Annotated in this window: 12 protein-coding genes and 1 tRNA gene; 3 read left to right on the forward strand and 10 right to left on the reverse strand. The window is 71.3% G+C overall.

The genetic code is table 11. The features are described 5' to 3' along the window. Nucleotides 1–13: 13 nt before the first annotated feature. A complete protein-coding gene (locus ACFZP7_RS13515; RefSeq protein WP_031014222.1) occupies nucleotides 14–1,057 on the reverse strand; it encodes a peptidoglycan-binding protein in 1,044 nt (347 codons plus the stop codon). Between the two features lie 195 nt (nucleotides 1,058–1,252). Between ACFZP7_RS13515 and ACFZP7_RS13520 the strand changes: the two genes are divergently transcribed. From ACFZP7_RS13520 to ACFZP7_RS13530, 3 genes are all read left to right on the forward strand, one after another. After that, a tRNA-Lys gene (locus tag ACFZP7_RS13520) sits at nucleotides 1,253–1,326 on the forward strand. Nucleotides 1,327–1,617: 291 nt separating this feature from the next. After that, nucleotides 1,618–3,633 (forward strand): glycosyltransferase family 2 protein, encoded by a 2,016-nt coding sequence (locus ACFZP7_RS13525; RefSeq protein WP_031014220.1) that lies wholly within the window; start codon nucleotides 1,618–1,620, stop codon nucleotides 3,631–3,633. After that, on the forward strand, nucleotides 3,630–5,567 hold the full coding sequence (locus ACFZP7_RS13530; protein ID WP_359419910.1) for a kelch motif-containing protein: 1,938 nt from the start codon (nucleotides 3,630–3,632) through the stop codon (nucleotides 5,565–5,567). The genes ACFZP7_RS13525 and ACFZP7_RS13530 overlap by 4 nt, the downstream gene beginning before the upstream one ends. Nucleotides 5,568–5,639: 72 nt before the next feature. Here ACFZP7_RS13530 and ACFZP7_RS13535 read toward each other — a convergent pair whose 3' ends face one another. The 9 genes from ACFZP7_RS13535 to ACFZP7_RS13575 form a co-directional block, all read right to left on the reverse strand. Beyond that, nucleotides 5,640–6,665: a glycoside hydrolase family 6 protein gene (locus ACFZP7_RS13535; RefSeq protein WP_030979313.1), complete on the reverse strand. Its 1,026-nt coding sequence runs from the start codon at nucleotides 6,663–6,665 to the stop codon at nucleotides 5,640–5,642. 78 nt (nucleotides 6,666–6,743) lie between these two features. Next, nucleotides 6,744–7,439: a class F sortase gene (locus ACFZP7_RS13540; RefSeq protein ID WP_019325604.1), complete on the reverse strand. Its 696-nt coding sequence runs from the start codon at nucleotides 7,437–7,439 to the stop codon at nucleotides 6,744–6,746. Between the two features lie 2 nt (nucleotides 7,440–7,441). Further along, complete coding sequence (locus ACFZP7_RS13545; RefSeq protein ID WP_385634501.1) at nucleotides 7,442–8,023, reverse strand: hypothetical protein; 582 nt, start codon at nucleotides 8,021–8,023, stop codon at nucleotides 7,442–7,444. A 144-nt stretch (nucleotides 8,024–8,167) separates the two neighbouring features. Next, the gene (locus ACFZP7_RS13550; protein WP_019325606.1) at nucleotides 8,168–8,947 is read right to left on the reverse strand and encodes an HAD-IIA family hydrolase; all 780 of its coding nucleotides are present in this window, start codon (nucleotides 8,945–8,947) and stop codon (nucleotides 8,168–8,170) included. Nucleotides 8,948–9,062: 115 nt separating this feature from the next. Further along, nucleotides 9,063–10,124: a 2-aminoethylphosphonate ABC transporter substrate-binding protein gene (locus ACFZP7_RS13555; protein WP_125768570.1), complete on the reverse strand. Its 1,062-nt coding sequence runs from the start codon at nucleotides 10,122–10,124 to the stop codon at nucleotides 9,063–9,065. Nucleotides 10,125–10,166: 42 nt separating this feature from the next. Further along, entirely contained in the window at nucleotides 10,167–10,964 is a 798-nt protein-coding gene (locus ACFZP7_RS13560) for an ABC transporter permease (protein ID WP_185908245.1), read from the reverse strand. Next, entirely contained in the window at nucleotides 10,951–11,757 is an 807-nt protein-coding gene (locus ACFZP7_RS13565; protein ID WP_234310833.1) for a 2-aminoethylphosphonate ABC transporter permease subunit, read from the reverse strand. Before ACFZP7_RS13565 ends, ACFZP7_RS13560 begins: the two co-directional genes overlap by 14 nt. Nucleotides 11,758–11,848: 91 nt before the next feature. Then, complete coding sequence (locus ACFZP7_RS13570) at nucleotides 11,849–12,910, reverse strand: ABC transporter ATP-binding protein (RefSeq protein ID WP_031014206.1); 1,062 nt, start codon at nucleotides 12,908–12,910, stop codon at nucleotides 11,849–11,851. Beyond that, complete coding sequence (locus ACFZP7_RS13575) at nucleotides 12,907–13,623, reverse strand: HAD family hydrolase (protein ID WP_385638432.1); 717 nt, start codon at nucleotides 13,621–13,623, stop codon at nucleotides 12,907–12,909. The genes ACFZP7_RS13570 and ACFZP7_RS13575 overlap by 4 nt, the downstream gene beginning before the upstream one ends. Nucleotides 13,624–13,638: the final 15 nt, after the last annotated feature.

Genomic DNA, 13,638 nt, shown 5'->3' on the forward strand with positions numbered 1-13,638 from the left:
CCGCGGCGGGCGGTCAGGAGAAGAGCCGCCGCCAGGTCTCCGGGCCCGGGTAGCCGTCCGCCGCGCCGCCGCGCCAGCCCTGGGCACGCTGGAATGCCTCGACGGCCCGCCGGTCCGCCTCGCCCCAGCGCGGTCCCGGTCCGGTCGTGTAGTGGGTGCCGTACCCCTTCTCCACCAGCCGCCTGCCCAGCCGGGTGACGTACGGGTTCTCCGCGCCCGGCCGGAACATCGCCCGTCCGGGGTAGCCGGGCACCCCGTGCGAGGCGGGGGCCGCGGCGGCGCCGGGAGCGGGGGCCGCCGCCTCGGCCCCGGGCGCGGCGGCGGTCGCGGTGACCCCCTTGTAGCGGTACGGCAGGTACTTGGCCGAGTCGCTCCAGTAGGCGTAGGGCGTGGACTGCTTCCGGGTGTGCGGCGGGGTCTGCTCGTAGGCGAGGTACGAGGTGAGCGTGCCGTCCGTCCAGCCGCCGAAGATCACCACGTGGGAGCCCTTCTGGGGGTCGGCCGCGTTGTGGAAGAGCAGGATGTCGCCCGGCTGGAGCTCCTCCTTGGTGATGCGGTCGGCGAAGGTGCCGAGGCTGCCGGTCCACTCGTTGGTGGGCAGCTTCCAGGCCATCGACACATAGCCCGAGCAGTCCTGCCGGTAACCGTCGGACCAGTAGGAGGTCATGCTGTAGGGCACCTTCGCGGTGACCCAGGTCTGCGCCCGCTCGATGATCTCCGCGCGGGTGACGGTGGCCAGCGACGTCCCCGCCGGGGGCGCCGCGGGCAGGCCGGCCGGCCCGTGCAGCGGCGCCCGCGGCCCCTGCGGGGTGTCCGGCACGTCGTCCGCCGGGACGCCGGGGCGGTGCGCCGCGTGGGCGGCGGCCGGGACCGCCGCCGTGACGCCCACGCCCAGGGCGGAGGCCGCGGCGGTGGCCATGATCAGGGCCCGTCGGGCCGCCGGATGGGCGCCGGCCCGGCCGGTCCGGGAGTGCGGCAGGACCTGGCGCCAGTGACGGCAGCCGGCGCAGTCGCAGTCGCCCGCGGGGTCGATCTCCTCGAACACGGGAGCTTCCATGCGATTCCCCTCACACTCCCGGCGAGCATGCCCGCGAAGGAACACTTCGGTACATGCCGGACAGTTTCTCAACTGTCTTGCTCACGCGCATGCTGACGGTCCGAATGATGTACACGGCCCCGGGGTGCCCCGCCGCCGCCCGCGGGGTGGTCGGGAGCACCGGTCGGCATCGGGTAGAGTTGTGCAGGTCAGCAGGCGCCGCTAGCTCAGTTGGTTAGAGCAGCTGACTCTTAATCAGCGGGTCCGGGGTTCGAGTCCCTGGCGGCGCACCGACGGCCGAAGGCCCCCCGTAGCACACGGGGGGCCTTCGGTGTACCCGGCCTCCGGGCATCTTGCGATCATGGCGAACGCCGTAGAACCCTGGTCCGGTTGGGGGGCCGGGTGCCGAGGGGATGCCGCGGGGGGCATCATGCAACCGGGGGTCGCTGTTCCATGTCTATAAGGTGTGGATGCCGTGGTGACCGCGACCCACCACTGTGACGTCCGTGAAGGTCGAGGGGGACCCGAGCGGACGATGGAAGCGACGAAACACGCGTGACGCGCGTGTGGGGGGATGACTCATGACGTCGACGCCGACGGGCGCCGGGCAGGACCACGACCCGTCCCAGACCACCCAGCTCAGGGTGCCGGCGCATCGGAACTGGAACACCGGCTCGTTCCGCCGGATCAAGAAGACCCTGCCGAGGTACGACTACGAGCACTACAGCCGGCTCGCGGGCCCCCTCACCCAGCCCGACCCGCACAAGCCGTACAAGGTCCAGTACCGCTCACTGATCTCGCAGGAGCCGCACCGCATCCGGGTCGCCCTGATGCTGGCCGCCGCTCCCCTGCTGTCGGTGGTGCTGCTGGTGTGGCTGCTCCAGCCCACGCACTGGACCGAGCGCGACTACCCGGCCTTCGACTGGCTGCCCGCGCTCGACATCGTGATGCTCGTGTCGATCGGTCTGATCGAGCTGTTCCGCTGTCTGAACGTGCTGTCGAACGCGCACGCGACCCTGGTCGCCCGGGACCCGATCCCGGTGGTGCCCGAGACCGGCACCCGGGTCGCCTTCCTCACCTCCTTCGTGCCCGGCAAGGAGCCGCTGGAGATGGTGACCAAGACCCTGGAGGCGGCCGTCAAGATCCGCCACCGCGGTCTGATGCACGTCTGGCTCCTCGACGAGGGCGACGACCCCGAGGTGAAGGCGGTCTGCGCGCGCCTGGGCGTGCACCACTTCTCCCGCAAGGGCGTCGCCAAGTGGAACATGCCCAAGGGCCCGCATCGCGCCAAGACCAAGCACGGCAACTACAACGCCTGGCTGGACGCGCACGGCGACGACTACGACTTCTTCGCCTCCGTCGACACCGACCACGTGCCGCTGCCGAACTACCTGGAGCGGATGCTGGGCTTCTTCCGCGACCCGGACGTCGGCTTCGTCATCGGCCCGCAGGTCTACGGCAACTACGACAACCCGATCACCAAGGCCGCCGAGTCCCAGCAGTTCCTCTTCCACGCCCTGATCCAGCGGGCCGGCAACCGCTACGGCTCCCCCATGTTCGTGGGCACCTCGAACGCGGTGCGCATCAAGGCGCTCAAGCAGATCGGCGGTCTGTACGACTCGATCACCGAGGACATGGCGACCGGCTTCGAGATCCACCGCCACAAGAACCCGGCCACCGGTCGCAAGTGGCGCTCGGTCTACACCCCGGACGTGCTCGCGGTCGGGGAGGGCCCGAACGCCTGGACGGACTTCTTCACCCAGCAGATGCGCTGGTCGCGAGGGACGTACGAGACGATCCTCAAGCAGTACTGGAAGGGCTGGTACTCGCTCCCGCCGAGCAAGCTCTTCAATTACACGATGATGATCATCTTCTACCCGATGTCGGCCCTGAACTGGATCCTGGCCGCGCTGAGCTGCGCGCTGTTCCTGGGCGCCGGCGCCTCGGGCGTCAACATCGACCCGACGGTCTGGCTGATGCTCTACGGCAACGCCTCCGCCCTGCAGATCGGCCTGTACGTCTGGAACCGCCGGCACAACGTCTCGCCGCACGAGCCGGAGGGCTCCGGCGGTGTGGCCGGCATGGTGATGTCCGCGCTGTCGGCGCCGCTGTACGCCAAGGCGCTCATCGACTCCGTGCTGCGCCGCAAAAGCAAGTTCGTGGTGACGCCGAAGGGCGACTCGGCCAGCCCGGACACCTGGTTCGGCACCTTCCGGTACCACTGGTACTTCATCGTCATCTTCGGCGCCTCGATCGCCGCCGGTCTCGTCCTCGGCCACTCGCACCCCGCGATGATCATCTGGGCCACGTTCGCGCTGCTGATCACCGCCTCGCCGATGTTCGCGTGGCGTCACGAACTGCGGAAGGCGAAGAAGCAACCGCCGGTCGTGGCGGCGGAGCCCGAGCCCCGGGTTCCGTCGCAGCAGCCGGCGCCCGAGCAGGCGTACGGCGCGCAGGCGTACGGCGCGCACGCGCCGCACGCCCCGCATGCCGCGCACGCGCCGCAGCAGAAGCCCAGCTGGGCCGCCTCCTCCGACGGGGGCAACGACCAGACCATGCAGATCGCCCTTGGTGGACTTGGGGGACGTAAGGAATGAAGGACCGTGCCGGCCGCCGCCGGGCCCGTCGCTTCGCGATAGGCACGGCGGTGGTAGTCGCGCTGGCCGGGATGAACGGGCCGTGGCTCTACCGCTTCGGAACCGAGAAATACCACCAGTACAAGATCAATCAGCCGGAGTACAAGGCCGCCAACGGCAAGTGGGAGATCGTCGAGTTTCCCGAGGAGTACCGGCAGAACACCATCCACGCGGCGCTGCTGCGCACCGGCAAGGTGCTGCTGGTCGCGGGGTCGGGCAACAACCAGGACAACTTCGACGCCAAGCAGTACGACACCCGGATCTGGGACCCGGTCAAGGGGACCATCAAGAAGGTGCCGACGCCGACCGACCTGTTCTGCACCGGCCACACCCAGCTCGCCAACGGCAACCTGCTGATCGCGGGCGGCACCAAGCGGTACGAGAAGCTCAAGGGCGACGTCACCAAGGCCGGCGGCCTGATGGTCGTCCACAACGAGAACCCGGACAAGCCGATCACCCTGCCGGCGGGCACCCGGTTCACCGGCAAGGAGAACGGCAAGACCTTCGTCTCCAAGGACCCGGTGCTGGTGCCGCGCGCCGAGAAGGTCTTCGACAAGGCGACCGGGAAGTTCCTGCGCAACGACCCGGGCCTGGGCCGGATCTACGTCGAGGCGGAGAAGAGCGGCCAGAAGTACGCGACCGGCACCCAGGACAACTACACCGTCCAGGGCCTGTCGGGCGCCGACGCCCGCAACACCTACGGCATCGCCGAGAAGCTCGCCCTCGACAAGAAGGACTTCCAGGGCATCCGGGACACCTTCGAGTTCGACCCGGTCGCCGAGAAGTACATCAAGGTCGACCCGATGCACGAGGCCCGCTGGTACCCGACGCTCACCACCCTGAGCGACGGCAAGATCCTCAGCGTCTCCGGCCTCGACGACATCGGCCAGATCGTGCCGGGCAAGAACGAGATCTACGACCCGAAGACCAAGGAGTGGACCTACACCGAGCAGGAGCGCCAGTTCCCGACGTACCCGGCGCTCTTCCTGATGCAGAACGGGAAGATCTTCTACTCGGGTGCCAACGCCGGCTACGGCCCGGACGACGTGGGCCGCGACCCGGGCATCTGGGACGTGGAGACCAACAAGTTCACCGAGGTCCCCGGCATGAGCGACGCCGACATGCTGGAGACCGCCAACACCGTGCTGCTGCCGCCGGCGCAGGACGAGAAGTACATGGTGATCGGCGGCGGCGGGGTCGGCGAGTCCAAGCTGTCCAGCGAGAAGACCCGGATCGCGGACCTCAAGGCCGACGACCCGAAGTTCGTGGACGGGCCGTCGATGGAGAAGGGCACCCGCTATCCGCAGGCCTCGGTCCTGCCCGACGACAGCGTGCTGGTCTCCGGCGGCTCGGAGGACTACCGGGGCCGCAGCGACTCGAACATCCTCCAGGCCCGGCTCTACCACCCGGAGACGAACGAGTTCGAGCGGGTCGCCGATCCGCTGGTGGGCCGCAACTACCACTCCGGCTCGATCCTGCTGCCCGACGGGCGGCTGATGTTCTTCGGGTCGGACTCGCTCTACGCCGACAAGGCGAACACCAAGCCGGGCAAGTTCGAGCAGCGCATCGAGATCTACACGCCGCCGTACCTCTACCGGGACTCCCGGCCGGACCTCTCCGGGGGGCCGCAGACCATCGAGCGTGGTGAGTCGGGGACGTTCACGTCCCGGGCGGCGGGGTCGGTCGAGAAGGTGCGGCTGATCCGGCCGAGCGCGTCGACCCACGTCACGGACGTGGATCAGCGGTCGATCGCGCTGGACTTCAAGGCGGACGGGGACCGGCTGACGGTGACGGTCCCGGACAACAAGAACCTCGTCCAGTCGGGCTGGTACATGATGTTCGTGACGGACGGGGAGGGCACGCCGTCCAAGGCGGAGTGGGTGCACGTGCCGTAGCGCTCCCGCAGGTGGTACCAGGGGCGCGGGGACCGCGCGGCTCGCCGCGCGGTCCCCGCGCCCCTGGTTTCTCTACCCCTGCGCCAGCTTCAGGGCGTACTCCGGCCACCACTCCCCCGCCTTGGGGCCGCCCTTGCACTCGCCGTCCGACTCCCCGGGGCGCTTGACCCACAGGTAGGCGTCGACCAGGGGGTCGGCGGTCTTCGTGGTCGGGGTCTCGCCGAGGGCCCGGCCCGGCGGGTTGCACCAGCGTTCGCCCGGGTCGCCCTCGGTGTAGGGGCCGTTGCCGTTGCGGCTGGTGTCTATGACGAAGTGCTTGCCGCCGACCTTGGCGGACAGCTCCTTGCCGTAGGCGATGGAGTCCTCGGTGGTGTAGAAGTTCGAGACGTTGACCGAGAAGCCGTCGGCCTGGTCGATGCCCGCCCACTTCAGCGGCTCGAAGATCTGGTCGGGGTTGCCCCAGCCGGCGTTGCCCGCGTCCAGGTAGACCTTGGTGTTCTTCAGCGCGGAGAGCTTGGCGACGGCACCCTTGAGGAGGTCGTAGCGCTCCTCGTGGAACTGCTCCGGGGTGCAGCCGTCCACCAGGTGGAGCACGGCGTCCGGCTCCAGGACGACCGTCGCCGAGCGGTCGCCGATGCCCTTGGCCACCGCGTCGATGAAGTCCCGGTAGGCGTCGCCGTCCGCGGCGCCGCCGCCCGAGTACTGGCCGCAGTCGCGGTGCGGGATGTTGTAGAGGACGAGGAGGGCGGTGCGGCCGGCCTCGTCGGCTGCCTCGGTGAAGCCGCGGGCCTGCTCCTCGGGGTTCTCCGGGCTGATCCACTCGCCGGTCGGCTGCTGGGCGATCTTGCGGATCTGCTCGGCCCGGTCCTTCTCGCCGGACTCCTCCAGGGCCGCCACCTGCCGGGCCGCGTTGCCGTCCGGGTTGACCCAGAAGGGGTCCGCCTCCTTCGGCTGCTGCGTGATCCGGGCCCCCGCCTTCTCGTCCTTGCCGTCCCCGTCCCCCGACGAGGAGCAGCCCGCGAGCAGCAGCGCCGCCCCCAGCGCCACTGCCGACGCCCGCCTCGCGGACATCGCTCCGGCCCCCCTGCTGCCGTACATCCGACCCCCCTGGGTGCACTGTTCCGAGGCTCAATCCTGACATACGCCTCCGGCACCCACGAGGGTCCCGGACCCCCGCTAGACGTCGTCCGTCCCGGTGAGGTACGCCGACACCACCACGTTGGCGGTGTAGCTGTTCGTGGTGCGGTCGAAGGTGCCGCCGCAGGTGATGAGGCGCAGTTCGGCGCGGCCGGTGGCGCGCGGGCCGTACGCCTGCCGGGCGTCGAAGCCGTCGCGGGTGAGGACCTGGACGTCGTCGACGGTGAACTCGGCGACCTCGGCGTCCTCGCGGAGCACACGGATCGTCTCGCCGGGCTCCAGGGTGCTCACCTCGTAGAAGACGGCGGGCCTGGTCTCGGTGTCGACGTGGCCGACCATCAGCGCGGTCCCGGCCGCTCCCGGCGTCACGCCGTCCGCGTACCAGCCGACGGAGCCGGCGCGGTCGAAGGGCGGTGCCTCGATGGCGCCCTTGGTGTCGAGGCCGCTGGCCAGCACGGGGGCGCTGATGTCGAGTCCGGGGATGTCCAGGCGGCGCGGCGGGGCGTCGCCGAGGGGCTCGTGGGCGGGCGGCAGCGGTACGTCGGGGGGCCGGCCGGCCGCCGCCATGTCGCCGGTGGCCGGCACGGATATGCCCTCGCGCACGTCGGTGGCCTCGCGGCCCCACAGCCACAGCCCGAGCAGCAGCACGGTCCAGGCGATGCCGGTCGTCAGCCGGCCGCCCGGGACGGCGGGGCGCTGCCCGTCCCGTTCGCCGGTTTCCTCGGTCCGGGACATGGTCAGTCCGTCCCACGGCTCCGGCTGCGGACCCCGCGCAGGGCGACGGCGACGGCCGCGATGCCCGCGAGGACCAGGCCGGTGACGGTGTGCGCCGTGCCGGGCGGCTCGGGGCGGGCCTCGTCGCGGGCGTCGGAGGCGGCGAGCCGTGCGGTGCCGCCACCGCCCGCGTCGACGGGGGCGACGGGCGAGGCGGGAGCGGCGGGAGCGGTGGGGCGCTCGCGCCCGGCGACGGTGACGGTGCCCTCACGGGCCCGGTCGCCGCACGTGACCCGCACGGCGTAGGCGCCCACCTCCGTCGTGGAGCGGACCGTGCCGGCTCCGACCAGGACGCCGTCGGAGCCCGACAGGGACAGCTTCACGTCCGAGACGAAGGCGGCGGACACCGCGACGGCGGTCTTCTCGGTGCAGTCCGCCACGCGGAGCCGGACGTCGCCGCCGGGTGCGGGGGAGGACGGTGACACGGAGACGCCCGTGCCGTCCGCGGCGTGGGCGGCGGGCGCGAGCGACGTGATCGGTGCGATCGGTGCGAGCACCGCGGCCGCCACGACTCCGGCACGGAGAGTGACTTTCAGTGAGCCCATCGTGTACCTCCAGTTACCTGGAGGCTGCCCCGCGGGCCGGGCGCCCGCATCCTGCGCGGGGCCCGGCTGCGCCGAACGGGTTACTCCCGGGGGCGGCGCGTTTAGGAGGCGCGAGGGGGCCGGAGCGGGGGACGGATCAGGGGGTCAGATCCGTTCGACGAGGTCCGCGATCGAGTCGACCACCTGGGACGGCCGGTACGGGAAGTCCTCCACCTGCTCCGGCCGGGTCAGCCCGGTGAGGACCAGGAAGGTCTGCATCCCGGCCTCCATGCCGGCCAGCACATCGGTGTCCATGCGGTCGCCGATCATCGCGCTGGTCTCGGAGTGGGCGCCGATCGCGTTGAGCCCGGTGCGCATCATCAGCGGGTTGGGCTTGCCCGCGAAGTAGGGCTGCTTGCCGGTCGCCTTGGTGATCAGGGCGGCCACCGCGCCGGTCGCCGGGAGCGGGCCCTCGGTGGAGGGGCCGGTCTCGTCGGGGTTGGTGCAGATGAACCGGGCGCCGGCGTTGATCAGCCGGACCGCCTTCGTCATGGCCTCGAAGGAGTAGGTGCGGGTCTCGCCGAGGACCACGTAGTCGGGGTCGTGGTCGGTGAGGATGTAGCCGATGTCGTGCAGGGCGGTGGTCAGTCCCGCCTCGCCGATGACGTACGCCGAGCCGCCGGGCCGCTGGTCGTCCAGGAACTGGGCGGTGGCCAGCGCGGAGGTCCAGATCGACTCGATCGGCACCTCCAGGCCCATGCGGCGCAGCCGGGCGTGCAGGTCGCGCGGGGTGTACATGGAGTTGTTGGTGAGGACCAGGAAGGGCCTGCCGGACTCGCGGAGCCTCTTGAGGAAGGCGTCGGCGCCGGGGATCGGCACGCCCTCGTGGATGAGGACGCCGTCCATGTCGGTGAGCCACGACTCGATGGGCTTGCGGTCTGCCATGTGCAACGAACTCCCTGGCGTGCGGTGGGGCATGGGCGGGGGCGCCGGAACCACGGCGTACCGACGCCCCACAGCCTAATCAGGACCGCGCCGGACGGACCCCGCCGATCACGGCTCAGCTGCCGGTGGCCGACTTCCAGGCGTCGATGTAGGAGGTGAGGTTCTTCTCGATGTCGTCCCAGTCGGGCTCGAAGACCTCGACGCCGTCCATCAGCTCGGCCAGGGCGACCGCGTCGGCGTCGGTGGCCTCGATGTCCTGGCGGGCCGCGAAGCCGCCGCCGATCTCGCTGACCTGCTGCTGCGCCTTCCGGCTCAGCATGTAGTCGAGGAGCTTCCTGCCGTTCTCGGTGTGCGGGGCGTCGGTGACCAGGCCGGCCGCGTAGGGCAGGGCGAAGGTGGTGGGCCTGCCGCCCTCGCGGGCCGGGAACCAGATGCCGAGGTTCGGCATGGACTTGGACTGGGCGTAGTTCATCTGCACGTCGCCGTTGGCGACGAGGAGTTCGCCCTTGTCGACCTTGGGGGCGAGCTTGCCGGTGGAGGCGGACGGGCCGACGTTGTTGGCCTGGAGCTTCTTCAGGTACTCCATGGCGGGCTGCTCGCCGCCGAAGTCGTGCATGGCCTTGATGAGGACGGCGGTGCCGTCGCCGGCGACGCCGGGGGTGGAGTACTGGAGCTTGTTCTCGTACCTGTCGTCGAGCAGGTCCTCCCAGGTGGCCGGGGGCCGCTTCAGCTCCTTCTTGTTGTGGACGAAGCCGAAGTAGTTGTTGACGACGGCGGTCCAGGTGCCGTTCGCGGCCTTGTCGGCGCCGCTGACCTGGTCGACGCCCTTCGGGGAGTACTTCTGCAGCAGGCCCTTGGTGTCGGCCTGCTGGATGAAGGGCGGCAGGGTGACGAGGACGTCGGCCTGCGGGTTGCGCTTCTCGCGGACGGTGCGCTGCACCATCTCGCCGGAGCCGCCCTCGACGTACTCGACCTCGATGCCGGTCTCCTTCTCGAAGTCCTCGAAGACCCGGTCGTACCAGCCGTCGCCGTTCTCGCCCTTGAGGCCGTCGGCGCTGTAGACGGTGACGACGTTCTCGTCGGAGGCGGCGGAGGTGCCGGAGCAGGCGGTCAGCGGGACGGTGAGGGCCGCGAGCGCGGCGAGGGCGGCGAGCGGCCTGGGGGCGTTCTCGGGCATGGCGAGGTGGACTCCTTGCGTGTCAGGGGCGGAGAGGGGTGGTTACCGGTAGGAGGCTCGGGTGCGGATCCGGGAGACGGCGAGCAGCACCAGCAGGGTCGCCGCCATCAGGACGACGGCGATGGCGGAGCCGGTGAACAGGGCGCCGCGGTCGGTGGCGGCGTAGATCAGGACCGGCAGCGGGGTCCAGTCCGGCGGGTAGAGCATCATCGTGGCGCTCAGCTCGCCCATGGACAGGGCGAAGCAGAGTCCGGCGGCGGCCGTCAGGGACGGCAGCAGCAGCGGCAGCCGCACCCGCCACAGGACGTACGCCGGGGAGGCGCCGAGGGACGCGGCGGCCTGTGCGTAGGCCGGGTCGAGGCGGGTGATCGCCGCGGACACCGACTGGTAGGCGAAGGCGGTGACCAGGACCGCGTGGGCGATGATCACGATCCAGCGGGTGCCGTTGAGCAGCATCGGCGGCTGGGAGAAGGCGACCAGGGTGGCGAGGCCGACGACGACCGAGGGCACGGCGACGGGCAGCACGAACAGGGCGTCGAGCACCTTGCGGTACCGCTTCCCGAGGGCCGCCGCGGCGAGCGCGGCCCAGGTGCCGGCCGCGAGGGCGACGAGGCTGGCGCTGACGGCGGTGACCAGGCTGGTGGTGAGTGCCTGGAGGGCCTCGCCGCGGGTCGCCGCCTCGTAGTGGCCGGTGGTGAAGCCGGAGGGCAGGACGCTGGACCAGTGGGTGGCGAAGGAGGCGCCGAGGACGACGAGGAGGGGCAGGGCGAACAGGGGGACGAAGAGGAGGAAGAAGACCGTCCACACGGCCCACCTCGCCCCGCGGCTATGCACCAGCACGGCGGCTCACCACCCGGTAGAGGCCGTAGAGGCCCACGGAGATCAGGACGTTGACGACGGCGACGACGCAGGCGCCCGGGTAGTCGGACTCCAGGATGGCCTTGCCGTAGACGAGGGTCGGCAGGGTCGTGACGCCCTTGGCGCCGGTGAAGAGCACGATGCCGAACTCGTTCAGGCACAGGACCAGGACCAGGCTGCCGCCGGCCGCGAGGGCGGGCAGCGCCTCGGGCAGGATGACCCGCCGCACGATGCGGGGCGCGCGGGCGCCCAGCGAACTGGCGGCCTCCAGTTGCCCGGTGTCCAGCTGGGAGAAGGCGGCGAGCAGCGGGCGCATCACGAACGGCGTGAAGTACGTGATCTCCGCGAGCAGCACGCCCCAGGGCGTGGTGAGGAACTGGAACGGACCCTCGGCGGCCCCCGTCACGTCCGTCCACGCCCCGTTGGCCATGCCGACCGTGCCGTAGACGAACAGCAGGGCGAGCGTGATCAGGAAGGACGGGAAGGACAGGAAGACGTCGATGAAGCGGGCCACCGCCTTCGATCCCGGGAACGGCACGAAGGCGATGATCAGCGCGAGCACGAACCCGAGCACCAGGCAGCCGACGGTGGCGGCCACCGCCAGCCACACGGTGGTCCACAACGCCTCGCGGAAGGCGGGCGAGGCGAGGACGTCGGCGTAGGGCTGGACCGAGGTGCCGCCGGTGTCGGGCTGGAAGGACTGCTGGACGACGAGGGCGAGGGGATAGAGGAAGACGAGGGCGAGCAGGGCCACCGGGGGCAGGGCCCAGAGCAGCGCCCCGAAGGGGCGCGGGGCCGTGCTCGATCGGCGGCCACCGCCGCCTGGGCGCGACCGGCCACGAACAACCCGCACCTTGTGCGCGATCTCAGCCACCTCCCACCCCCGCGGGCAGCAGCACCGCGTCCTCGGGCGCGAAGTGCAGGCTCACCGACTCCCCGTGCGCCGGCGGAGCCTTCAGCTCGCGCAGGTCCGCCATCACGCGGTGCCCGGCGACGTCGACGTACAGCCGGTGTGTGGCGCCCCGCCACTGGATCTCCCCCACCGTGCCGGTGAGCCGGTTGGGCCCGTCACCGAGCCCGACGAGGTGCGGCCGTACGCACAGGGTGGCCGACGCGCCCCGCGCGACACCCCCCGTGTCGACCTCGATCTCCGCGTCCTCGAAGGACACTCCCCGGTCCCCGACGGTCACCGGCAGCAGGTTCGCGCCGCCCACGAAGGACGCCGTGAACGCGTCGGCCGGCGCCCGGTACAACTCCCTCGGCGTCCCGCACGCGCGCAGCTTCGCCCTGTCCATCACGGCGATCCGGTCGGCGAGGGTGAGGGCCTCGACCTGGTCGTGGGTGACGTAGAGGATCGACACGTCGGGCAGTTCGCGGTGCAGGCGGGCCAGTTCGGCGAGCATGCCGGAGCGGAGCTGGGCGTCGAGGGCGGACAGCGGCTCGTCGAGGAGCAGGACGTCCGGGCGGATGGCGAGGGCGCGGGCGATGGCGACGCGCTGCTGCTGGCCGCCGGACAGCTCACGCGGGTGGCGGCGGGCGTAGGCGCCCATGCCGGTCATCTCCAGCGCCTCGAGGACGCGGGTGCGGATCTCGGCCTTGGCGACCTTGCGGGCCTTGAGGCCGAAGGCGACGTTGTCCTCCACCCGCATGTGCGGGAACAGGGCGTACTGCTGGACGACCATGCCGATGCCGCGCCGGTGCGGGGGCAGATCGGTGACGTCGCGGTCGCCGAGGAAGACCCGCCCGGAGGCGGGCCGTACGAACCCGGCGACCGCCCGCAGCGCGGTGGTCTTGCCGGATCCGGACGGCCCGAGCAGCGCCATGACCTCGCCCGGTCCGACGGTGAGGTCGAGGGCGTCCAGGACGACGTTGCCGTCGTAGGCGACGGTGACCGAGTCGAAGCGGATGCCGCTGCTTGTGGTGCTCATCGGCCGGCTGCTCCCCGCAGGAGGGCGGGCAGGTCGGCGACGGAGTCCAGCACGTGGCCGGCGCCCGCCTCGCGGAAGGCGTCGTCACCGTGGGCTCCGGTGCGCACCCCGGCGACCAGTCCGGCGCCGGCCCGTACGCCGCTGAGCACGTCGTACGAGGTGTCGCCGACGACGGCCACCTGGTGGACGGCGTCGGCGGCCTTGGTGCGCAGGAACGCCTCCAGCACCATGTCCGGGTAGGGCCGTCCGCGCCCGCCCGCGTCGGCGGGGCACAGGGTGAGCGGCACCAGGTCCCGCCAGCCGAGCGCGTCGAGGATCGCGTCCTGGGTGACGCGGGCGAAGCCGGTGGTGAGGACGACGGTGCGGCCGTCGGCGGCCAGTTCCTCGACCGCCTCGCGGGCGCCGGGGACGGGGGCGACGAGGCCGTCGCCGACGAGTTCGCCGTACGCCTTCTCGAAGGCGGCGTTGGCCTGCCGCGCGCGGTCCTCGTCGCCGAACAGGTGCCGGAAGACGGAGATCTTGGACTCGCCCATGGTGGCGCGGACATGGGCCAGCTTGGCGGCGTGGTCGTCGGTGCCGGGTTCGACGCCCAGTTCGCGGGCGGCGGCGTCGAAGGCGCGCTCGACGAGGCCGCCGTCGGCGACGGTGGTGCCGGCCATGTCGAGGACGACGAGGCGGATGTCGGTCGGGTTCACGGAGATCATGGGGGTCATGGGGGTCATGGGGGT

Origin of the sequence: Streptomyces sp. SudanB5_2050 (genome assembly GCF_964272335.1) — a bacterium.
GTDB classification, from domain to species: domain Bacteria; phylum Actinomycetota; class Actinomycetes; order Streptomycetales; family Streptomycetaceae; genus Streptomyces; species Streptomyces rochei.